Annotated in this window: 11 protein-coding genes and 2 pseudogenes; all 13 read right to left on the bottom strand. The window is 49.4% G+C overall.

All coding sequences use genetic code 11. From position 1 onward, the window contains the following. Positions 1–72: 72 nt before the first annotated feature. Complete coding sequence (locus tag C2M34_RS13845) at positions 73–1,818, bottom strand: DUF3466 family protein (protein WP_105259102.1); 1,746 nt, start codon at positions 1,816–1,818, stop codon at positions 73–75. An 11-nt stretch (positions 1,819–1,829) separates the two neighbouring features. Beyond that, positions 1,830–3,740 (bottom strand): ATP-binding cassette ATPase Uup, encoded by a 1,911-nt coding sequence (gene uup / locus C2M34_RS13840; protein ID WP_105259101.1) that lies wholly within the window; start codon positions 3,738–3,740, stop codon positions 1,830–1,832. Next, a complete protein-coding gene (locus C2M34_RS13835; RefSeq protein ID WP_105198887.1) occupies positions 3,727–3,975 on the bottom strand; it encodes a glutaredoxin family protein in 249 nt (82 codons plus the stop codon). Before C2M34_RS13835 ends, uup begins: the two co-directional genes overlap by 14 nt. Further along, positions 3,968–6,088: a bifunctional 23S rRNA (guanine(2069)-N(7))-methyltransferase RlmK/23S rRNA (guanine(2445)-N(2))-methyltransferase RlmL gene (gene rlmKL / locus C2M34_RS13830; protein ID WP_105259100.1), complete on the bottom strand. Its 2,121-nt coding sequence runs from the start codon at positions 6,086–6,088 to the stop codon at positions 3,968–3,970. Before rlmKL ends, C2M34_RS13835 begins: the two co-directional genes overlap by 8 nt. A 53-nt stretch (positions 6,089–6,141) precedes the next feature. Next, positions 6,142–6,669 carry a cell division protein ZapC domain-containing protein gene (locus tag C2M34_RS13825; RefSeq protein ID WP_105259099.1) on the bottom strand — a complete coding sequence of 176 codons (528 nt, stop codon included), beginning with the start codon at positions 6,667–6,669 and terminating at the stop codon, positions 6,142–6,144. Positions 6,670–6,804: 135 nt separating this feature from the next. Further along, positions 6,805–7,815, bottom strand: coding sequence for a quinone-dependent dihydroorotate dehydrogenase (pyrD, locus tag C2M34_RS13820; RefSeq protein WP_105198884.1), 1,011 nt, complete (start codon positions 7,813–7,815; stop codon positions 6,805–6,807). Between the two features lie 79 nt (positions 7,816–7,894). Then, a pseudogene (locus tag C2M34_RS16100) lies at positions 7,895–11,473 on the bottom strand (NAD-glutamate dehydrogenase domain-containing protein); the annotation flags it as partial. Between the two features lie 110 nt (positions 11,474–11,583). Continuing rightward, positions 11,584–12,606 (bottom strand): annotated as a pseudogene (locus C2M34_RS16095) (NAD-glutamate dehydrogenase); the annotation flags it as partial. A gap of 321 nt (positions 12,607–12,927) precedes the next feature. Continuing rightward, positions 12,928–15,246, bottom strand: coding sequence for an efflux RND transporter permease subunit (locus tag C2M34_RS13810; RefSeq protein ID WP_105198882.1), 2,319 nt, complete (start codon positions 15,244–15,246; stop codon positions 12,928–12,930). A gap of 2 nt (positions 15,247–15,248) precedes the next feature. After that, positions 15,249–16,247 (bottom strand): YCF48-related protein, encoded by a 999-nt coding sequence (locus tag C2M34_RS13805; protein ID WP_105259098.1) that lies wholly within the window; start codon positions 16,245–16,247, stop codon positions 15,249–15,251. Positions 16,248–16,322: 75 nt separating this feature from the next. Beyond that, positions 16,323–17,690, bottom strand: a complete 1,368-nt coding sequence (locus C2M34_RS13800; RefSeq protein WP_105198880.1) for a DUF1329 domain-containing protein — start codon at positions 17,688–17,690, stop codon at positions 16,323–16,325. A gap of 12 nt (positions 17,691–17,702) precedes the next feature. Continuing rightward, positions 17,703–19,790, bottom strand: a complete 2,088-nt coding sequence (locus C2M34_RS13795) for a DUF1302 domain-containing protein (RefSeq protein WP_105198879.1) — start codon at positions 19,788–19,790, stop codon at positions 17,703–17,705. A gap of 452 nt (positions 19,791–20,242) precedes the next feature. Next, complete coding sequence (gene pepN, locus C2M34_RS13790; protein ID WP_105259097.1) at positions 20,243–22,861, bottom strand: aminopeptidase N; 2,619 nt, start codon at positions 22,859–22,861, stop codon at positions 20,243–20,245. Positions 22,862–22,907 lie beyond the last annotated feature (46 nt).

Here is a 22,907-nt window from a genome sequence, read left to right as displayed (position 1 = left end):
TGCATCACTGGTGGTTTAAAACACGCAATAAAAAGCCCGGTAAAACCGGGCTTTTTTAATGTACTAAGACAATTATTTAAAACGACGTCTCAACGCCAATAAAGGTAAGGCCAATAGTGCCAGCCAACCTAATGAGCCACTTTGGCGCTCATAGCTGCCGGCCGCTTCCGGTGGACACTCTTCAATCTCACCACCTGCTATGCGGCTTAATTTAACCGGCATTGCCACACTTTCAAAAAGAACTTTGCCACTGTCATCCACTTCGACTTCACCACGGGCATTGAGCTTTTCTTTGCTCTTAGTAGCAACACCATAGATAACGCCATCATCGTCAATGGCTGTTGCTTCGGCAAAGTTGTAAGGGTAATTACTTTCGCCATCGATATCATAACAAGGAAGCAAGTCATTAATATTAGCTACCGTGTCATCGCCAATGTTGTAAATAAAGCCTTCGCGGCGACGGCTTGATGAATTCACTACATCAACCTCACCCTCACCTATGATCACGCCATGGATGTTAACATCGCGGGCCACAGAGCTTGAGCTGACAAAGTAGTCACTTGGGAACACGGTTTGACCCGTGTTGAGATCATGGTAGAAGAATTTAGTTGTATTTCTGTTGTCTATAGCCTTATTGCCATATCCGGTAATAATGCCGGCTTCGCTAATGGCTACCGCTTTACCGCTAAACCAATCATCTTCCTGGTTTAGTAGCTCTATTACTTCACCGTTTTTGAAAACCACAGGCATAACCCGTAGCGTATTGTCATTATCGTATTTACGTACATGAGAATAGCCTACAGCGATCCCCTGACTGTTTACGGCTAACGCCACCGAGCTAAATGCATGTCCCTCGTCTTCATCAGGCACTAGGCCAAGACCTAGATCCTTGGTTTCAACGGTATTTAAATCCGCGTCCAGGGTCCAAAGTATGGCACGGCGATCATAAAAGGCACCCAGAGCATTGCTGGCCTCTAAGTTTTCCATGCGCCAAATACACACAGCAACTGGCTCGTCTTCACCGTCACAACGTTCGTCATAATCTTCCTGGCGGTCAACGGGAACGCCGATGGATGCGCTACCAACCACATAGTAGCCGCCATCGGGGCGCTGCACTATATCGGAAGCCATGCTGGTGCCACCGTACAGAGCAGAGACAGGCTCTAATGTACTTACCACACCCGTTGGTGACACCACTACGCCACGCGAGCGATAGTCACGAACAAAGTAGGTTTCTGCTTCATTTTCACCACTGGGAGTAAATTCTATTTTCTTATAAGGCGCCGAGCCGCTGCCCACGCGCACGCCATCTTCGCTGATGGCGTTATATAAGTTACTGACACTGCGGGTGTAGCCATCATAATCAGTAGATGTTTGATCGAGTAATACCTGCTCAACCGCAGGGCTCGGAGTAAAGTTTACCGCAGCCACATCGGCGAGCTTCTGCCAGTTTTCATTGCCATTATTTGATGACAAGAAGCCCAACATAAAGGTTAAGGCATCGGCATTTAAATTTCCGCCGGCAATATCGTCCAGGGTAAAGGTAATTTCCTTGTCGATTGCATCAAATCGGTCTTCTTTCCAATTATCATAGGCACGAGTAATGATGCTCTCGGTAAAATCGATATAGCTAACGTCGATAGGCAGGTTATAAATGCCGCGGACCTGGCCTATTACTTCACCGTTATTGTTGGCGTCGGTGATAAAGTGGTGTTTTGCAGTGTCTAAGGTACTAAGTTCTTCTAGTTGATATACCGCGGCTTGCGCGCTGGCGCTAAGGCCCGCAAATATGCTCAATGCAACCAAGGATTTTTTCATCTTCTTCCCTACTACTGATTTTGTAATTCTTCGAGTTCTTCCCAACGGGCGAACGCAGCTTCAAGCTTCGACTCAAGCTCTGCCAATAGGTTCAACTTGGCGTTGGTTATTTCATTGTCTTGCTTAAAAAAGTCACTACTATTGACCTCTTGCTGCAGGCTGTCAATAGCTTCTTCCAGTTCTTCTACCTGATTAGGCAGTTGTTCTAACTCGCGTTTATGCTTATAAGACAATTTATTCGCAGATTTTTGCTTCACTGCCTTGGGCGTATCAAGGGTCGCTTTTTGTGCTTGTTTTTTAGCTGCTTCCTCGGCCGCTAAAATCTGCTGCCTATAGGCTTCATAATCGCTGTAACCACCCACTACCTCGGTGATTTTACCTTCACCATCAAAACCCCAGACGCTCGAACAGGTGTTATCGATAAACTCCCGGTCGTGGCTGACTATCAAGACTGTGCCCTGATACTGGTTCACGATTTCTTCAAGCAGCTCAAGGGTTTCAATATCCAGATCATTGGTCGGTTCGTCAAGCACAAGTACATTGGAAGGCTTTAAGAAGATCTTGGCTAGTAATAAGCGGTTTTTCTCACCGCCCGAGAGCGCCTTAACCGGGGTACGGGCACGTTTTGGCGGAAACAGGAAGTCTTGCAAGTAACCTAGTACATGGCGGCTGCGACCACCAATTTGCACTTCCTGCTTACCATCTGCGACGTTATCCTGAACGCTGGCTTCTTCATCTAGCTTGGCACGATACTGATCGAAATAGGCGATTTCCAGGTTCACCCCTTGCTTGAGCTTGCCGCTGTTTGGCTGCAGTTGTCCAAACAACAACTTTAACAAGGTGGTTTTACCAACACCATTAGGGCCAACCAAGCCAACGCGGTCGCCACGCATAAGCAAGGTCGAAAAGTCATCGACTATGACCTTATCACCAAAGGCATGGCATAAGTGCTGTGCCTCGGCCACCAGTTTGCCCGAACGAGCGGCGGTTTCTATGTTTAAGTCCACCTTGCCTACTTGCTCGATACGTTGTTTACGCTCCTGACGCAAAGATTTCAGCGCCCGCACACGTCCTTCATTACGGGTACGACGCGCTTTAATACCCTGGCGGATCCAGGCTTCTTCTTCGGCGAGCTTTTTATCAAACTCGGCGTTTTGCTGCTCTTCTACTTTTAAATCATGAGCCTTACGCTCTAAGTAGGTGGCATAATCACCGGGATAAGAGACAAGCAGCCCGCGGTCTAAATCGAGAATACGTGTCGCCAGGGCGCGGATAAAGGCACGGTCGTGGGAAATAAAGACGATGGCGCCTTTAAACTCTTTTAAGAATTGCTCTAACCATTGCACCGAGGCCACATCCAGGTGGTTGGTAGGCTCATCAAGAAGCAGTAAATCAGGCTCGCCTACTAACGCCTTGGCCAAGGCCACCTTGCGCAACCAACCACCGGATAAGGTGGCTAACAAGGCATCGGCATCCAGTTGTAATTGCCCCAGTACCAGCTTGATTTTAGACTCAAAACGCCAGCCGTCTTTGGCTTCTATTTCCGCAGAAATGTTAGCTAAACGCGCCAGTGCCTTATCATCGTCGGCATTAACCGCCAAGGCGGCATTGAGGTTATGGAATTCTTTTAGCAAACGCGCCAAGGCCGGTAAACCGTCGGCTACGTAATCAAATACGGTGCCGTCACTATCGCGAGGGGGATCTTGCTCTAAGCGGGCAATTTTTAGTTCGCCAACCTGGTTTATATCACCATCATCGAGTAAAACATCACCGCTTAGTACCTTTAAAAACGTCGACTTACCGGCGCCGTTGCGGCCCACCACACATACTCGCTCGCCTTGTTCGATAACGGCATTGGCGCCGTCAAGTAAGGGATGCGTACCATAGGCTAGTTGCCCGTTTGTTATTCTAATTAGGTCCATACTGCTTAATCAATTCGCTGATTGCCTGCTGGTCAAAAGGCCACCCCAGCTCGGCCTGTGGGTTATGTGCCAAAGCCAGCACCGGAATGCGTATCTGATACGCTTCGAGCCACTGTGGCTGGTCGATAATATCGCGCAACTCAATGGCTTCGATATCCGGATGCTGTTGCAATAATGCCTGCGCCTGCTCACATAGATGACAGCCATCGGTATGATAGAGCACCACCTTAGCCATGGCGGATCAACCAGGCATTGTGGATATGCTTGTTGCGGGCGAAGTCCGGCGACTGAGTCTGCTCGGTAATGTTTTCACACTGCAAGCCTTGTAATGCCAAGGCATCCACATCCATCTTAAAGCCGCGCTTGTTATTGGAAAATAACAAGGTGCCCTGCTTGGCCAGTAGCTTGGACGCATCCTTGATAAGGGTCACATGATCACGCTGCACATCGAAGCTGTCGCGCATGCGTTTCGAGTTAGAGAAGGTCGGCGGATCTAAGAAGATCAGATCATACTCGCCGCGGGTACGCTTAAGCCACTCGATACAATCGCCCTGCTCAAAACGGTAACGCGGGCTTTTCAAGTTGTTGAGGGCAAAGTTGCGCTGCGCCCACTGCAAATAGGTTTTTGACATATCCACCGTGGTTACCGACTTGGCACCGCCAAGCGCCGCCTGCACCGATGCGGTACCGGTATAGGCGAAAAGATTAAGTACACGTTTACCCTGGCTCAGCTCACGCACCCGCTTACGGGCCAAACGGTGATCCAGGAAGATGCCGGTGTCGAGGTAATCAAACAGGTTCACCTCAAATTTAGCGCCGTACTCAGAGACCACCATGGTTTTACCCTGAGAGCCCTGAGTTTGATACTGGCTATCGCCCTTTTGCTTACGGCGCTCCTTCAGGGCAATTTGTCCCGGCGCAATTTCCAAGGTCTCACAGGTGAGCATAAGCACGTCCTGCAGGCGCTTTTGCGCAACATTGGGGTCAATATTCTTTGGCGCTGCGTATTCGTAAATCACAGCGCTGTTTTGGTAAACATCAACGGCAACGTTGTATTCCGGAATATCCGCATCGTAAAGACGATAGGCGCTGATCTCATCGCTTTTAAGCCACTTTTTCAAAGCCTGACGGTTCTTCTTCAGGCGATTAGCAAAGGCCACGGACTCTTCAAAATGCAATGGCGTTTTGCTTTCGCTCTGTCCTTGTGTCTGCTGCTCGGTAATATCGTACAGGGCCAACAAGGTATCGAGCGGGCCGTTTTTAAACTTGTATTGCTTGTGTTTTACCAGTTTAAACAGCTTGAGCATTTCTGGCTCGCTGATCAGAAGTGCTGCACGCCAATGGCAAAAGTGCTGCTTCAACTGGTGACCCATTTGGCGATACAAGGCGACGATTTCCGCCATAGAGCCAAGACGCTCACCATAAGGCAAGTTCGCCAGCAGGACACCTGGGCGTTTCGCTGGCGCCTTCATATCGGCAAGATCACCAACGGCAAAGTCGATACATTCACTCACGCCGGCGTTAGCAGCATTCTCTTGCGCCTTTTTAACTACCTGAGGGTTGATATCGCGACCGATAAGCCAAGGTTTTACGTCATCGTTAACCTGGTCTTTAATGCTTTGCTTTAGCTCTTTAAATTTGGCAATACGGAAGCTGGGCAGGCGCTCAAAGGCAAAGCCTTCGCGTGATAGTCCGGGAGCCTTGTTTTGGGCCATCAGCGCCGCTTCGATAAGCAAGGTGCCGGAGCCACAGGTTGGGTCGAATAAAGGCTTGCTGGTGTCCTCAAGCCAACCGCTACGCATCACCAGCGCTGCAGCTAGGTGTTCTTTTAATGGTGCCTTACCCTGGGCGCTACGATAACCGCGTTGCGACAGGCGTGGGCCGGAATAGTCGATATACAGGGTCAGTTTATCGCGGTTAAGTTTGGCAACCATACGTACGTCCGGCGTTTCTTTGCTGACGCTGGGACGACGCTCGTACAAGTCATAGAAATAGTCACAAATGGCATCCTTGATCACCAAGGCGCCGAACTGAGTGTTTTTCAGCTGCCGATTGGTACCGCTAAATTCCACCGCAAAGGATTGATCCGGACCGAAAAACTCCTGCCATGGCTGAAAGCGGGCAAAATTATACAGGGAGGTTTTGTCTTCGATGTCGCTGCCTTGTTGCAACACCAACATGACGCGGGTGGCCAAGCGGGTGCACAAGCACACCTTTTGTGCGGTTAAACTATCGGCGCTGAACTCGACGGCACCAACGCGCTGTTTGGTAACTTCAGCACCTAGTTCGGTGAGTTCTTGTTGTAGCAGTTGTTCTATGCCAATGGATGTAGAAGCGACAAATTGCAAGGTGACTTTCCTATCTCGTAAATTCCCCGAGATTGTATCACAGCCCCTTTGTCTTAGGCGCTTTTTTGTTGTCCTTGGGCGGAGAAAATCGGTGTGATACGGTCGTTTAGCACCTTGATCACAGCAAACTGTTGCAGCTGTAAATTTTCATCAAGGGCAAAGCTAGACTCAAGGCATAGACACACACTTGCTTGCTCGGTGCAGTCAACAATCAGGAATTGTCCACTTTGCTGGGAAGAAGTCAGCTGTACCACGGCTTCGTGATTGGCTTGGTTGCCAGTATAGGGGGCGAAGAACCAGCTTTTTGCCAGCATGGGCTTAAGGTAGTGTTTGACCGCGGTGGCGTTAAGGGCAATCTGACAGATATGGGCATCATTCCACAGCGAAAACCCGCTTAGGTACTGACAAACCTGCTGATAGAACTCGGCATCACGCAGATTAAAGTTGGGCTGGGTAAAGGCTTCATCAATCAACTGGCGGCTTTTATACGGCGTGCAAAACTGCATGTCACCCATGTCGAGTAACAGTGTATTGCGCTCTTCGCATACTTGCCATTGCCAATCTTGTTGTGCCTGTAACATCCCTTCCTCGATTTAATCTAAATTAAAGTCAATAAAATCAATGCTTATAACTTTGGATTATAGCGCTTGGCGATCCCCTGTAAAATTAATTCTAATAATATTTTACGAGGGATCGTCCGTATTAATAGCGGATCCTTATAAGCCGCTTAAGATCCGTTTAACCAGCGCCGGGCCTTCGTAGATAAATCCGGTGTAAATCTGCACCAAATCTGCTCCGCCATTGAGTTTCTCTTTGGCCGCTTCAGCGCTGTCGATACCGCCGACGCCGATAATAGGCAACTGACCATTGGAAATACGCTTGATCTCCTTGATCACCTCTAAAGACTTGGCACGCACAGGACGACCAGACAAGCCACCGGCTTCATCCGCATACTGTAGGCCCTGCACTGCGGTGCGATCTAAGGTGGTGTTGGTCGCAATCACGCCATCTATCTTGTTGTTTAACAAAGAATGGGTAACCTGCTCTACCTGCACCTGATCAAGATCAGGGGCTACCTTTACCAGCATGGGCACTTGTTTATTGTGCTTGGCAATAAGATCCAACTGTTCGTTTTTCAGGCTGGATAAAAGATCATCCAGCGCCTCGCCGTACTGCAGATCACGCAGACCCGGCGTGTTCGGCGAAGAAATATTCACCGTGATATACGAGGCGTGCTCGAACACCTTACGCATACAGTGGATGTAGTCATCCTTGCCCTGCTCGTTTGGCGTGTCCTTGTTCTTGCCGATATTAATACCCAGGATGCCGCGATAGTTTGACGCCTTAACGTTGGCAACCAGGTTATCTACGCCCTTGTTGTTAAAGCCCATACGGTTGATCACCGCATGCTGCTCTGGTAGGCGGAAAATACGCGGCTTATCGTTACCGGCTTGTGGTCGTGGCGTCACCGTGCCTACTTCGATAAAACCAAAACCCATTTGCGCAAAGGCGTCGATGCATTCGGCGTTTTTATCCAGACCGGCGGCCAAACCCACTGGGTTTTTAAATTCCAGGCCTAGAAATTCCGTTGGCTTATCGGCCACATTTTGCGACCAGGCCATAGACAATGGTGTGTTGGCAAAGCGACGTAGGTTGTTTAGCGCAAAGTCATGCGCCCATTCCGCGTCCTTGGTGAACATAAAACGGCGTGCTAATTCGTAAAACATGGATCCCCCTAGAAAAAAATACCCCAGCCAAAGGCCGGGGTATTCTACAGAGTTTTACTGCTTATTAACAGAGAGCTTAGTTACGTTGATCACAGTTATGTGCAAGTAACATCAACTCACGCAGAGCTACAGAGAACTTCGCAAAATCATGACTTTGTGACGTCTTAAATTCGCTTAGCATCTGCTGCCAACGATGCAATAAGGCATCGTTTGCGTCCATCCAGGCGTCGATTTGCGCATCAACATCCTGTTCCTTGTCATCGAAGCTGCGCAGTACAACATCAGTCAAGGTACGCTGCTGCCAATCCAGCTCTTCGCGGTACGAGGCACGAGCAAGGGCTTGCCAGTGGTTTTGTACCGGCTGATTGGTGATCTGCGTAAGGAACCAGTGTAGACCCATACGCGCACCCAGCTTGAAGTAAGTGCTTGAAACAATCGCCGTAGGACGCTTGCTTTGCGTTGCCACTTCCGCCAGATCCATGGCTGAGAACAGGCTTGAAAGCGATACGATACGCATCGCCAGTTGCGCCGGAACGCCCTTGTCTGCCAATGCAGTCGCGTTTTTGCGGATCTGCTCGCTCTCTGCGCTCACCATGTAGCTGTGCAGGTTGTCCGTTAGATCTTTAAAGCAAGGTGCAAAGTGCTCGATGCTCTGCTCAATGGTCAAGGCCTTGTTGCGGTGACGTAAGAACCAACGCGTGGCACGACGTACGGTACGACGAAGCTGATACAACATTTCTGTTTGCACCGCTGCATCAACCTGGTTGTCCAGGGCACTGATCTCGCTCCAGGTTGTTGGCAAGGCGAAGATTTCGCGGGCAATGCTGTAGCACAGGGCGATTTCAGCATCCGAGGCACCGGTTTCTTCGTGCATGCGCACCATAAAGTTAAGACCCATGTCGTTAACTATGTTGTTAGCCAACTTGGTGGCAATAATTTCTCTGCGTAGCGGGTGATTGTCCATGGCCGCATTGAAACGCTCGCGCAGTGGCGCAGGGAAAGATTGCACCAACAACTGACGGTAGTATGGGTTTTCCGATACTTCGTCCGTTACCAAGGTTTCTTTCAGTACCATTTTCGCGTACGACACCAACACAGACAGCTCAGGACGAGTCAGGTCTTTACCTGATGCGGCGCGCTCTGCCAGCTCTTCATCGCTTGGTAAGAATTCGATAACGCGATCCAGCTTGCCTTCTTTTTCAAGGGCGTGGATAAAGCGTACCTTTTCTTTAAGCGTTGACGCGCCTTTTAACTGAGTCACGGAAATGGTCTGGGTTTGACGGTAACAGTCTCTCAGTACCAACTCTGATACTTCGTCTGTCATCGCATAGAGCAATTCGTCACGCTGTTTCTTAGTCAAGTCGCCTTCACCCACTAGAGAGTTAAGCAAGATCTTGATATTCACTTCGTTATCCGAACAGGCTACACCACCTACGTTATCGGTAAAGTCGGTGTTGATACGACCGCCTTTAGCAGCAAACTCGATACGACCCAATTGCGTCGCACCCAGGTTACCACCTTCACCGAAGATCTTCGCACCCAGCTCGCCGCCGTTGATACGAAGCGCATCGTTAGCGCGATCGCCTACGTCTGTGTCGGTTTCAGACTTAGACTTGATGTAAGTACCGATACCACCGTTCCATAGCAGGTCTACAGGCATCATCAGTATGGCTTTGATCAGCTCAGTTGGCGTCATCGCCGCCTTCTTGGTGCCAATCATCTTCTTAATCTCAGGCGTCAAGGTGATTGACTTGGCGCTACGGTTAAAGATACCACCGCCTTGAGAGATCAATTCGCTGTTGTAATCTTCCCAGCTTGAACGCGGCAGGTCGAATAAACGCTTGCGCTCTTCCCAAGACGTGGCTGCGTCCGGGTTCGGGTCGATGAAGATGTGCATATGGTTAAATGCCGCTTGTAAGCGCGTGTGCTTAGATAGCAACATACCGTTACCGAATACGTCACCGGCCATGTCGCCGATAGCAATGGCGGTAAAGTCTGTGTTTTGACAATCAATGCCGATTTCACGGAAGTGACGTTTCACGACTCCCAAGCACCCTTGGCGGTAATACCCATCTTCTTGTGGTCATAACCAACAGAGCCACCCGAGGCAAAGGCATCGCCTAGCCAGAAGCCATACTCTTGCGCGATACCGTTAGCGATATCAGAGAAGGTCGCGGTGCCTTTATCGGCAGCAACAACCAGGTACGGGTCGTCTTCGTCATGACGAGTGACATCGACAGGGGCAACAATTTCGCCATGAACTATGTTGTCTGTGATATCAAGTAGACCGCGGATAAAGATCTTGTAGCACTCTTGACCTTCGGTAAAGAAGGCTTCGCGCTCACTCGGTAGCTGCTTACAAACGAAACCACCTTTAGAACCAACAGGTACGATAACCGTGTTCTTAACCTGCTGCGCCTTAACCAGACCCAATACTTCGGTACGGAAGTCTTCACGACGGTCTGACCAACGAAGGCCACCACGAGCAACCTTACCACCACGTAGGTGTACACCTTCAACGCGTGGTGAATAAACAAAGATTTCAAACGCAGGAAGTGGCAGTGGTACATCCGGGATCAAGCTTGGCTTAACCTTGAATGAGATGTAAGACTTAAACAGACCATCTTCAGCTTTTTGGTAGTAGTTGGTACGCAAGGTTGCCTTGATCATATCAACGTACAAGCGAATGATACGGTCATCATCCAGGTTAGCTACGTTTTCAAGGGCTTCGTAAATTTGCGCAATCAGCTTCTCAATGGCTTTATCTGTGCCAGGAGCCTTAACCGAGAACTTCTTAGCAAATAGTTTAACGATTTGCGTGGCGATGTCCGGGTAGTTGGCAAACGTGCTTTCGATGTAGCTTTGCGAGAAGGTTACGCCGATTTGACGCATATACTTGGCATAGGCGCGCAGGATTGATGCTTCACGACCCGCTAGGCCGCCAACCAATACCAGGCGGTTAAAGCCGTCGTCTTCCAGGCGGTTGTTCCAAACATCCGTTAGCGCTTTTTGGAAACGAGCAGAAACCTTGTCGAAGTCCGCTACTTCTTTGTTGCTCAGCAACATAGAGAAGTCCATGATCCAGTTTACCTGGCCATCAGACGTTTTCACCGCGTATGGAGTTTCACCGATAACGCGCAGACCGAAGTTTTCCAACATCGGCATAACGTCAGACAGGTGAATAGGCTCATCTTTGTGGAACAAAGATAGGCGTACTATGTTTGAGCTTACTTCTTCTTGTGGACGGTAGAAAAGCATTTCCAGCTTGTTGTCGTCATCAAGCAACTCTAGCTTTTCGATATCAACCACGGCAGCGCTAGGCAGTACCTGATCTTTGTAAGCGCTGGCAAACGCATTAGCGTATTTGCGGTTAAGTTCGTTACCACGGGCTTCGCCATTACTACCAAGTAATGCCGATTGCAGTTTATCTTCCCAAGTGCGGGCAGCTTCTACTAAATTGTTTTCGATTTCTTTCACGTCGTAATCTACGTTGTCGTCTTGCACGCGCACTATGTAGTGAGTACGAGCAAGGTTTGATTCTGAGAAATAAGTGGTAAAGGCCACTTTGTCGTTCGAGCCAAAGGCTTCTGCAAGAATTTGCTGGGTTTCGCGGCGCAGCGCTGTGTTATAACGCTCACGTGGCACATACACCATGCACGAGAAGAAACGACCATAAGTGTCTTTGCGCACGAACAGGCGACACATATCACGTTCTTGGATTTGCAATACGCCCATGGCTACATCAAGTAGTTCGCTTTCGCGAGCTTGCACCAGTTCGTCACGAGGATAGGTTTCAAGAAGGTTTAACACCGCTTTATAGGCGTGCGTACCCGCAGCGAAATCACTCATATCCAATACACGGCGGATCTTCGACTTCAACACCGGCACATCGGCGGCGCTGTTATTGTAGAAGCTCGATGAGAACAAACCGATAAAACGGTCTTCGCCTACCACGTTGCCGTCTTTATCGAAACGCTTAATGCCGATATAGTCGGTGTGCGCCGGACGGTGTACACGGGAAACCGAGTTGGTTTTAGTCAATACCAAAAGGTTATTGCTACGCGCTTCTTTGCGAGCGGTTTCTGGCATGTCTGACAGTAAGCGTACATGGTTTTCATCTGAGTTCTTCATCAGACCTAGGCTTGAGCCTTCCACGCCCTTAAGCTGATGGTCACCCTTCACCGGCGTCAGCAGGTATTGACGGTAACCCATAAAGGTAAAGTTATCGCTGGCCAGCCACTCTAGAAACTCCAGGGTTTCATTAAGCTCAACCGCATCAACATTGTGCGGGCGCTTAGGCAAGTCTTTGATCACTTCAAGCAACTTGCTGCGAATTGGCTGCCAGTCTTCTACTGCCAGTGAGACATCGTTTAGAACCGACTCAAGCTCGGCTTTAAAGGCATTGATTTCGCCTTCATCGGTTTGACGGTCAATCTCGATAAAGAACACTGTTTTCGTCGAGTTCGACTCTTGCTCGGCTTTTAGGTTCGAAAGATTGATGATGGCGCCATCGTTATCGCGCTGAATTTTTAACGGTGTATGCAGCAACAGGTGTGAAGCTATATTGGCACGATTCAGTGACATGCGCACCGAGTCCACCAAAAATGGCATGTCCTTAGCTATGATTTCAACGATGGTGTGAGAGGATTGCCAACCGTGTTTTGCTACTTCAGGGTTAATTACGCGGATCACCGCTTCGTCGCCCTTGTTTCCCTCTAGGGAATTCCAAAGACTAAGCGCTGCCCCGTAGAGGTCACTGTCATTTCTGTGTACTAGGTCCTCAGCCGACATATTGCTGTATAACGCATGGGCGAATTTGTCGACCAGTGACACCTTGTCTGGATTAACTTTGCTCTTAATAAGCTTGCTGACGTTATTCAGAATAACGCTAGCGTGACCGTCATTTTGTGTCATTGTGTGTTCCTTAATCTATACCGCCTTGTGAACGGGTGACTGAATAGCGTGGAGTCGGGGTGAATTCTAACCCTTTTACAGCTAATAAACAGCCTTTTCGATGAAATCAGACCAATGATTTCAGCGCTTTGACGCATTATTCACAAAATATAGATAGAAATGGCCGAGACCGGCCATTTCCGTTAACACGTATTCACATTATTTTTTCTGGTCAGACCACAAGAAGGCGCTGATTGCTGGAATTATAAGCAAGGCACCTATCATGTTTACCAGGAACATAAAGGTTAACAAGATGCCCATATCGACCTGAAACTTCAGCGCCGAGAAAATCCAGGTACTTACACCCACTGCCAAGGTGATACCTGTAAATAGCACAGCACTGCCCCGCTCAACCAAGGCATTACGATACGCCTGACTTACACTAAGGCCCTGCTTAAGCTGGATCATCTTGGAGGATAGGATATAAATACCGTAATCAACACCTATACCCACACCCAGGGCGATAACCGGCAAGGTCGACACAGTAAGGCCAATCTCCAATGCCACCATCAGCGCCTGCGCCAGGGTCGATACTATATACAGAGGCAGAACCACGGCTATGGTCGCGCGCACCGAGCGGAAGCTGACCAAGCATAGGGCTATCACAGCACCATAGACATACAGCATCATCGGCGTTTGCGCTTCGGATACGGACTCATTAGTGGCCGCCATCACGCCGATAGGACCTGAGGCCAAACGGAATTGCAGTTTGTCGGTGCCAAACTCGGCGCCCACTTCCTTCACCGTCGCCACTACCTGATCTATGCTTTGCGCCTTATGGTCTTTCATAAAGATGATCACCGGCATCACAGAGCAATCGCCATTAAGCAGGCCTGAGCTTGTCTCCACCCGCGACGACGCCTGCACCAGAGATGCGGTATTGCGCGGCAGGGTTTGCCATTTTAAATTGCCTTCGTTGTAACCGGCGTTGACCGCCTGCGCCACACTGGCAAGAGACACACTGCTTTGCACCCCAGGGACGTTTTCAATACGCCACTGGAATTGACGAATACGCTCCATCACATCGTGCTCGGTACAAGCCGCTGGATAGGCTTCAACTATCACCTTAAGGATATCCGAGGAGATCTCGTATCTATCTGAGATCAAGAAGGTATCCTGGTTATAGCGGGCATCTTCGTGCAACGCTGGCGCGCCTGCATGTAAGTCGCCGATATGCATCTTTTGTGATTGCCAATAACCGAAGGCAAAAAGCAGCGCCGTACAAATAAGGATAATGGCGGCATATTTTCTATCGGTGGCGCAAACCAGTAACTCACGGAGCTTAAACAGCGCATCTTTATTTCTGTTATCCGCGGACAGCACGTGCAGGTTACTCACATTCAAGTAAGAAGCAATCACGGGTAACAACACCAGGTTGGTAAAGATGATCACCGCCACCCCTAAACTTGCGGTAATGGCCAGCTCACGAATAATGCCGATGTCGATAGCAAGCAAGGTTAAAAAGCCCACAGTGTCCGATAGCAAGGCGATACCACCTGGGATCATCAGGGCCTTAAAGCTCGACTCCGCAGCATTTTTAGCGCTGCTGCCCAGTTGTACTTTTTTGGCGATATCATTGATCATTTGCACGCCGTGGCTCACGCCTATGGCAAAAACCAAAAACGGCACCAGAATCGACATGGGATCCAGACCAAAGCCCAGGGTTGAGAGCAAACCAAGCTGCCAGACCACAGCGATAAAGGAGCAGACAATTGGCAACAGGGTCAGCTTAAAGCTTTTACAGAACAGCCACACCATAATAAAGGTGATCACTATTGCGAGGGCAAAGAAGAGCAATACGCCCTTGGCACCATCGGCGATATCACCGGCCATTTTCGCAAAGCCGATAATATGAATGCTGACGTTGTCCGTACTCAGGTCATCACGGATTTTGCTTTCAAGCTGCTCGGCAATCGCCAAGGTATCGAGCTTCTCACCGGTTTGTGGGTCGAACTCCATCAGCTGGGCACTGACCATGGCACAGGAATAATCAGACGCTATCATGCGCCCTACTACCTTGGCCTTTTCTATGTTTTCTTTTACCCGGGCTAAGCCACGCTCATCGGGACGAAAATTCGCAGGAATAATGGGGCCGCCACTAAAACCATCTTCGACCACCTCAACAAAGCGGGCACTGGGCGAGAAGATCGAATTAACCAATGGGCGGTTAACGCCGGGAATAAAGTAAAGCTGATCATGTACCGACTTTAACTGAGTAAAGAACTCTTCATTAAAGATGTCACCACCGGCATCACAAACGGAAATTAATATGCTGTTGGCGCCACCAAATTGCTTCTCATGCTTGGTGTACACCTTCATATATTCATGGTTAAGAGGGATGTTTTTATTAAATGAGGCGTCGAGTTTAAGCTGAGTAGCCTGAAAAGCCAGGGCTAATGTGGCCAACACAAAGGCCATTATCACCCACATGCGATGGCGGAATAAACTACGCTCTAATGCTTCCACTATAATTTGCATGATTAGTTAAACTCCTTGCTTTGGATCCCAGCTTCGGTGGCCAGTATCAATTGTCCATTGAACAGCACCCCGTTTAAGATGGCTTTACCATCACTGAGTTGCTCACTTTGCAATTGCGTGCTGCTGGCATCATCCAGATGGTAGATCACCGCCGAGTTGCCGAAAATATACAGCTGCTTATCGGCAGTCGTCATCATGCTGTTCATGGTCGCCTGCTCATTCGCCATCAGCTGTTGCCAACCATCTTCTTCGCTATAACTAAAAGCATTACCACGTAAACCTGCTACATAAAGCTTATCGGCCATTTCGGTAATATCAAAAAACGAGCCTTGATAGATTTCTTCTTCACGCTGCCAGGTTTGGCCACCGTCGCTGCTGTGCGCTATCAGGCCCATTTCACCCACTATATACAAGCCTTTGCTGGTTGTCGCAATGCGGTTAAAGTGCGGCAAAATAGAAGCAGTCTCGCTTTCATAGCCTTCTGGGTCTTCGGCTTTAAGCTCATTTAAATAGTCGCGGTCTTCGGCAAACAACAAGCTATCGAGGAAGCGCTTTTGCCAACTTTGGCCGCCGTCCTGGGTAACGAAATACATACCGTATGCACCCACGGCTATGCCCTGTTGCGCATCCATAAAGGTAATATCCAAACAAGGCTTATCAAGCTCAGGTAAAAACTGCTGAACTTGCCAGCTTTGCCCGCCATCTTGGGTATTTAAGATGGTAGCGTCATGGCCGCATGCCCAGCCTTGGTTGTTATCAATAAAGAACACCGAGGTCAGTAACACGTCTACCGGTGATTGTGCCTGTTGCCACTGCTGAGCATCGTCACTGATCACTATGGTGCCATGTTGGCCAACGGCAATCACACGCTCAGCGGTGGCGGTAATATCGGTGAAAAGTGTATGCGTCGCCTGCTCGGCTTGGTAAGCGGGCTGAGGTGTTGTTTGAGCTACAACGTGCAGCGACAAAAGCAACGTTGCCCAACTAAGCAAGTACTTCATATAAATATGCGCCCAAAAAAGAGAAATTGAATCAAGGAGCCGAGCCCACTAGGTGAGCCCGGCTAAGTACGAGGATTAACGGCGACCTTCGCGGCGAAGAGCGTTAGATGTAAACTCATTGTCATTGAATGACTGTGAGAAATCATACATAGCTTCTTGGTTATCCAGACCAATGGCCAGGTAACGACGAGAGTTAAGGTCATGATAAACCTCAAGCGTACTCCACTGCGCCGGTACTTCGTAGTAGTTCAAGCCATAGGCCATAGCTACACGGTATAGTTGATCACGGTTGTCGTATAGGTCGGCCACAGAGATCTGCCAGCTGTCTTCGTCAATGTAGAAGGTACGCTTCTTATAGGTGTGACGCGTGCCCTCTTTCAAGGTTGCTTCAACCACCCAGACACGGTGCTTCTCATAACGCAGATGCTCAGGGTTTACATGACCCGGTTTGAGGATATCATCGTACTGCAATGAATCACTGTGCAGCTTGTAGCTGTTATAAGGGATCAATAATTCTTGCTTACCCTTTAGCTCCCAGTTGTAACGGTTAGGTGAGCCGTTAAACATATCGAAGTCATCGGTCGTGCGCAGGTTGTCTGACGCCGTTCCCGGGGCATCATAAGCAACGTTTGGTGCACGACGTACGCGGCGCTGACCCGTGTTGTAAGTCCATGCCTGACGCGGAGTCAGGATTTGGTCCATGGTTTCATGAACCAATAATGCGGTACCTGCAAGACGCGCCGGCTCGGTGACGCTTTGCTTAAATTTGAAGAGGATATTTGACTCTTCCAGCTGCTCAGGCGTGGCATCGTCGGCGGCGTACTTGATCAATAACTGCTCGTCAAAGCCAATCAGGTTATAGGCACCGGAAGCCGTTGGCATCGCCTGACCACCAAAGCGCGAAATAGACTGACCACGGTAGCGCAGCAGGTGGTTCCAAATGGCTTCAAGACCATTGGCAGGAATAGGAAATGGAATACCAATGGCTGTGTTTTTAATACCGTTACCACCTTCAATCAACTCGGCTTGAGTGGCGTACTTCTTGGTCGCATCGTAGAAGGCTTGAGGATATGAGGCACTACGGCGAGTTGGGTACACAGGCATCTTAAAGGTATCTGGGTAGGCTTCAAACAAGGCTATCTGGCCTGCACTAAGCAGGTGTTTGTACTGCTCCAGATTTGATTTGTCTATGGTGTACAACACCTGATCCGCAGCAAACGGATCCGGATGGTGCATGCCCGGCTTATAGTTTGCCGGCACTTCGGTGATACCACCATCCCAAGCAGGTATAGAACCATCTTGGTTTCCGGCCTTAACGGCGCCAATTGGCGTTAAGTCCGCGCCAAGGCGTTCCACTTGCTCCGGCGAAATTTTAGCCTGTACTGCAGTGGTAGCGAAAATGCTACAAAATGCTGCTGCAATGAGGGTAGGTTTAGTCAACATACGGATACCCTTTTAAATTGAATATTTGATATTAAAGGAAACAAAATCACGATCGGCAAATGTATTGGTCGCGCCGCCGCCCCAGAATGAGTTATAACCAAGATCAAAAGACCAGGTATTTTGATAGTTAAAATTCATATTAATGCCCAATGATTTTCTGTCTTCAATAAACAGGAACATGGGATCTGGAGTAATACCATTGACATCGTGTGAGAATACGAAACGCGGCGAGAAGTTAACGCCCGAGAACAGGTCATAATAATCGCCCTTGGCGATCAGACGATAACCCCAGGCCGAAGCCGTTGGGAATGGGTTGGTTTCAGGACCATTTGACAAAGCCATATGCAAGGCCGAATAGTCATCCGCCAAAGGCCCCTGCATAATGCCGCTACGGCCAGTACCGGAAACGTTCAAGCGTAATTCGTCATAGGCCGGCATATTGTTAATGCGTACACCGCCTACTTCACCAACCACAGCCCAGCTATCGGCACCCAGTGCAGGGCCAAACAGGTGTGTTGCAGTAAATTGCACTTGTGCTGTATTACGTAAAATATAGCCTTGAGCCGTACCACCTGGGCCAACTACCGCAGTGGCATCGCCTGGGCTGAGCTGAGAAATACCGGCGAATTCTGGACGAAGTCCTGCCAATGCCAGTTGCTCAGGCATACCTGCGTACAATAGCTCTACGTCATCAACCTGGAAAGGCTCGTCTTCACGGAAAGCAAATTCACCGGCAAGCGCGGTTTCACCAATGGAGGTATTAAAGCTTAAACCGTATAACTTGATGTCCTCTGGATAATCAAGCTTGGCCTTGGTAAAGGCTTTCAAGTCGTTTACGTTGTCGCTGTTGATCTCTGTGCTCATGATCATCGCCAAGTCTTCACCTATGGCGGTAAAGTCCGATACCTGACCCGAGATCACCGGACGACGACTGTGGTAATTAATGTAATACAAGGCCACTTCGGTGTCGTTCAGCTCAGGCATAAACATGCCAAGGCGCAAACCATATTGACCGCCATCGCTAGGCTCTGTTTTGCCTCGACTACCCTCGCCCTTCAGGGCCACTTTAGTTGGGTAAGCAAGGTACATGCTTGCTAGCAATTGCTGGCCTTCTGCGGATGTCGGGTCAATGCCCTGAGCCGCTGCTGCTGCTTGCCAATCGGCGGCAAGGTTATTCAAGCTGTCGGTTAAAAACGCCAAATCGATATCCGGGTTTGAGGTAAAGCCCAGCTGTACGTTTTGGTTAAAGCCGTTTTCCGAGGCAAAATCATTGGTCGAGAAATAGCTGCCGGTTGCAGGCAGGCGAGTTTCATGCCACTGATATTGATAAAAACCTTCTAGGAAAAGGTTTTCGGTAATACCCAATGAGGCCCATAACATGCCCACAGGAATAAAGGCTTCTTTTAACTCGGCGCCCGGCGCTTTTAAGCGGTCGATATCAACCGGGTTCACGTTGATGCCGTGAGAGATAAGTGTACTTTCACCCCAGTTAACAACCTGTTGGCCTAAACGCACAGATAGCGGGTTTTGACCTTCATTGAAATCGAAGTCGGCCCATACAAAGGCATCAAGAAGACGGAAGTCGGCACAGACCTGCTCTTTGGTTTCGTCGTAATCGCACGGGTCTACGCTTTCGCCGGATACCGGATTGGTGTAGGCGTAATCACCATCCATCAGGGCAAAATCGTAAAAATACATAAAGCGGGAGAACAAGCCGTAAGATTCGCCATTGATAGCCAGCTCATGAGTACCCTTTAACAATTGCGAAAAGGTATCGCCCTTGTCGAAATTCAGGTTACCCGCATCGCCGTTGTTTGAATAGGCGCCGGGTTGGCTCCACACGTCACTAGAACTATATACGGGATTAAGCGCGGCGTTGTAAGTGCTCCAGTCAAAGCGTGGGTGGTTACTCTTACCTATATACTGAAAATCACGGTTTTCGGTACGAATGCTCTGGCCGTATGAGAACGTCGAATCAAAATTGATATCGAAATCACCAACCGTAAAGCTGGCACTGTGTGCGGCGCTACTCATGCCCAACATCGCTGCGCCGACGCTGAGCGCTAACCGATGCTTCACAAATAGTGGCTGTCTTATCATTGTTGCTTCCCCCTTAGCGCGGGTAATTTTTAGATCAAGTTATTGTTTTTAGTGTAGTCTTGTGCATTTAAAAGGATAGGCTACAGTTACGAACAGTCTACATGAATGCTTTGTAACTGGCGTTAAATTTCCTTTTCATATGCTAATGGTATGACATCCTACCACTATTTTTATACATGACAATAACGTTAACGACAAATGCAATTTACATTACCGTCAAATAATCTAAAAATTGCTGTATTTATATTCGCTCCAGCACAACGAATTTATTTTCCCCAGTCAGGGTAAGGCGGGATCGACCAAATATGCCCAGAGCGGACATATGCGGTAATACTTTTTAGCGGCGGGAAAGCGCATGCGACTAGTATTATCGTCATACACTTAAATGGCAGTGCTTGACCTATTACCGGGCCAAGTCACTGCTCATAGGTTAGGTGCTGCGCAAATATTGCTTATTCACTTAAGGCTTTTTCAACCTTTTCAAAGAGATCTTTGCTCAGATTCGGTAATGCCATCAGGCGTTGTAACTGGGCACGCATCAATTGTTGACGGTCCAAGTCATAACGGCGCCAGGCCAACAGCGGAGTAATTAACCGCGAGGCATTTTGCGGGTTTATATCGTTAAGCTTTACCAGCACATCCCCAAGAAGCTCATAACCACGGCCATCCTGGTGATGGAACACCCTTGGGTTGCTCATGGTCAGGGGCCCCAACAAGGCTCTTACCCGGTTCGGATTTTGCCAAGAGAAGTGCGGGTGTTCAAACAAGGCGCTAATATCACTCAAGGCATGTTCGCCCTGCTTCATCGCCTGTAAGTTAAACCATTTATCCAATACCAGGACATCGTCGGCCCAGCGCGTTGCAAACTCTCCAAGCAAGATGTTTTCTTGCTTATGCTGCGCCAACACCAAGGCTTTTAGCGCCGCCAGCGACAAGGTCATAGAGCCATTGGTCGCTTGCTCGGCAATATAGTCGGTGGCGACATCAAGGCGTGCCAGGTAGTACATGCAGGCAGCAAGCAAGGCGCGTACCCCAGTGCTTTGAGCTGTTTGTTGCTTGTCGTCCTTAAACTGCTCTACGACGGCTTCTAATTGCGGGCGCAGATGCTTGGCAATATCCGTTTCAAAAGCATCAATAATGCTATTGAGCGCATCGACCGGGATTTCGCTATATCCGCTGCTCAGAGTGTCAAAGCTCGGCAAGTACAAAAGCTCGGCAATCAAAGCCAGATCAGCTTCTTCACCTGATAAAACGCCATTTAGCAACTCGCTCATGGTTGCCAATACCAGATCCGGCAACTGAACTTGCTCATTAACTTGCGCCACAGCCTGATTAACGCAATGACTGAGTGCGGCTTGCTGTGCATCCCAGCGGCTAAAGTCACTGCTGGCGTGGCGAACAATATGCAATTGATCCGCCAAGGCTTGGGCAAACTGCACCTGCACCGGCGCCGAAAAATCTTCAAAAAGAACGGCGACCGGGCGCTCATCAACCTGCTCAAACACAAATTCCTGACTTTGCTCACTCAGGTGTAAAACCTTGTCCAGGTCTTGGCCGTCACGCTTCAGCGCCATGGGCTGCCCCTGTTGATTTAACAACTCTATGGCCACCGGAATTAACAAGTTGTCCTTATGGGGCTGCTCCGCGGTTGGCTTATGGGTTTGCGTTAAGCTCAGGGTGTAGCGTTTGGCGTCGCTGTCGTAATCTTCGCGCACCGAAACCAAGGGCGTGCCCGCTTGTCCGTACCAGAGTGAAAACTGCGATAAATCCGTGTCATTGGCATCATGCATGGCGGCAACAAAGTCATCACAGGTCACCGCCTGGCCGTCATGGCGCTCAAAATACAGCTTCATGCCCTTTTGGAAGCCCGCTTCACCAAGCAAGGTATGCAGCATGCGGATCACTTCGGCGCCCTTGTCATACACGGTTACCGTGTAAAAGTTATTCATTTCAATGACTTTTTCTGGGCGTATGGGGTGCGCCATGGGGCCTGCATCTTCGGCAAACTGATGAGTACGCATCACCTTCACGGCATCGATGCGGTTAAGGGCGCGAGAGCCTAAGTCACTGCTGAACTCCTGATCGCGAAATACCGTTAAACCTTCTTTTAAAGACAGCTGGAACCAGTCGCGACAAGTAACCCGGTTACCTGTCCAGTTATGGAAATACTCGTGCCCGACAATGGACTCGATAAGATGAAAATCCCTGTCTGTGCTGGTGTCACTATTGGCCAAAACGCACTTGGAGTTAAAGATATTCAGACCCTTATTCTCCATGGCGCCCATATTGAAAAAATCGACCGCCACTATCATGTAGACATCCAGGTCGTATTCGAGGTCGAAGCGCTGCTCATCCCATTGCATAGCGCGCTTAAGGGAGGCCATGGCATGAGGCGCTTTGGAGAGGTTCCCTTTATCAACATACAGCTCCAGCGCCACCTCGCGGCCCGAGGCCGTGGTATAGGTATCGCGCAGCACATCAAAATCACCCGCCACCAAGGCAAAGAGGTAACTGGGCTTTTTAAACGGGTCTTGCCAGGTGGCGAAATGCTTACCGTCGGCTAAGTCCCCACTGTCGATTTTATTGCCATTGGACAAAAGGTGAGGAAACTGCGCCTTGTCGGCCACTATGGTCACCTTGTAACTTGCCATCACATCGGGGCGGTCAAGGAAATAGGTGATTTTACGAAAACCCTGGGCCTCACATTGAGTGCAGTAGGCACCATCTGACAAATACAGGCCTTCGAGCGAGGTATTGGTTTCGGGTGCGCATTCGGTGGTGATCTCAAGGCTAAAAGCCTGCTCAGGCAACTGCCCTATGATCAGCTGCTCGTCTTCAATGCGATAGGCGCTGTGCGCTAGGTCGTTGATGCGCACCTGCAGCAGAGTTAAATCTATGCCATCGAGTACCAGCTCATTGCTTGGGTTATCAAGGTTGGCGCGCACCAAGGAGCGGGCTACTACTTGTGTGTTTAGTGGCGCGAGTTGGACCTGTAATTCGAGTTCGTCGATAAAAAATGCGGGCGCTTGGTAATCACGTAAATACTGGGCATGGGGTTGAGTCGCACTCATGGGTGACTGTCTCCTAAAACTTAAAGCGGGCATCAAATGATGCCCG

Source organism: Pseudoalteromonas sp. T1lg88 (genome assembly GCF_002964765.1).
Taxonomy (GTDB): Bacteria; Pseudomonadota; Gammaproteobacteria; order Enterobacterales; family Alteromonadaceae; genus Pseudoalteromonas.
This window is presented reverse-complemented; position numbering and strand designations above follow the sequence as displayed.

Excerpts from the sequence above, each read along its gene's own strand:
- C2M34_RS13795 (WP_105198879.1), bottom strand. The coding sequence starts at position 19,790 with ATGATAAGACAGCCACTATTTGTGAAGCATCGGTTAGCGCTCAGCGTC.
- C2M34_RS13805 (WP_105259098.1), bottom strand. The coding sequence starts at position 16,247 with ATGAAGTACTTGCTTAGTTGGGCAACGTTGCTTTTGTCGCTGCACGTT.
- C2M34_RS13835 (WP_105198887.1), bottom strand. The coding sequence starts at position 3,975 with ATGGCTAAGGTGGTGCTCTATCATACCGATGGCTGTCATCTATGTGAG.
- uup (WP_105259101.1), bottom strand. The coding sequence starts at position 3,740 with ATGGACCTAATTAGAATAACAAACGGGCAACTAGCCTATGGTACGCAT.
- C2M34_RS13825 (WP_105259099.1), bottom strand. The coding sequence starts at position 6,669 with ATGTTACAGGCACAACAAGATTGGCAATGGCAAGTATGCGAAGAGCGC.
- C2M34_RS13845 (WP_105259102.1), bottom strand. The coding sequence starts at position 1,818 with ATGAAAAAATCCTTGGTTGCATTGAGCATATTTGCGGGCCTTAGCGCC.
- pepN (WP_105259097.1), bottom strand. The coding sequence starts at position 22,861 with ATGAGTGCGACTCAACCCCATGCCCAGTATTTACGTGATTACCAAGCG.
- C2M34_RS13810 (WP_105198882.1), bottom strand. The coding sequence starts at position 15,246 with ATGCAAATTATAGTGGAAGCATTAGAGCGTAGTTTATTCCGCCATCGC.
- pyrD (WP_105198884.1), bottom strand. The coding sequence starts at position 7,815 with ATGTTTTACGAATTAGCACGCCGTTTTATGTTCACCAAGGACGCGGAA.
- C2M34_RS13800 (WP_105198880.1), bottom strand. The coding sequence starts at position 17,690 with ATGTTGACTAAACCTACCCTCATTGCAGCAGCATTTTGTAGCATTTTC.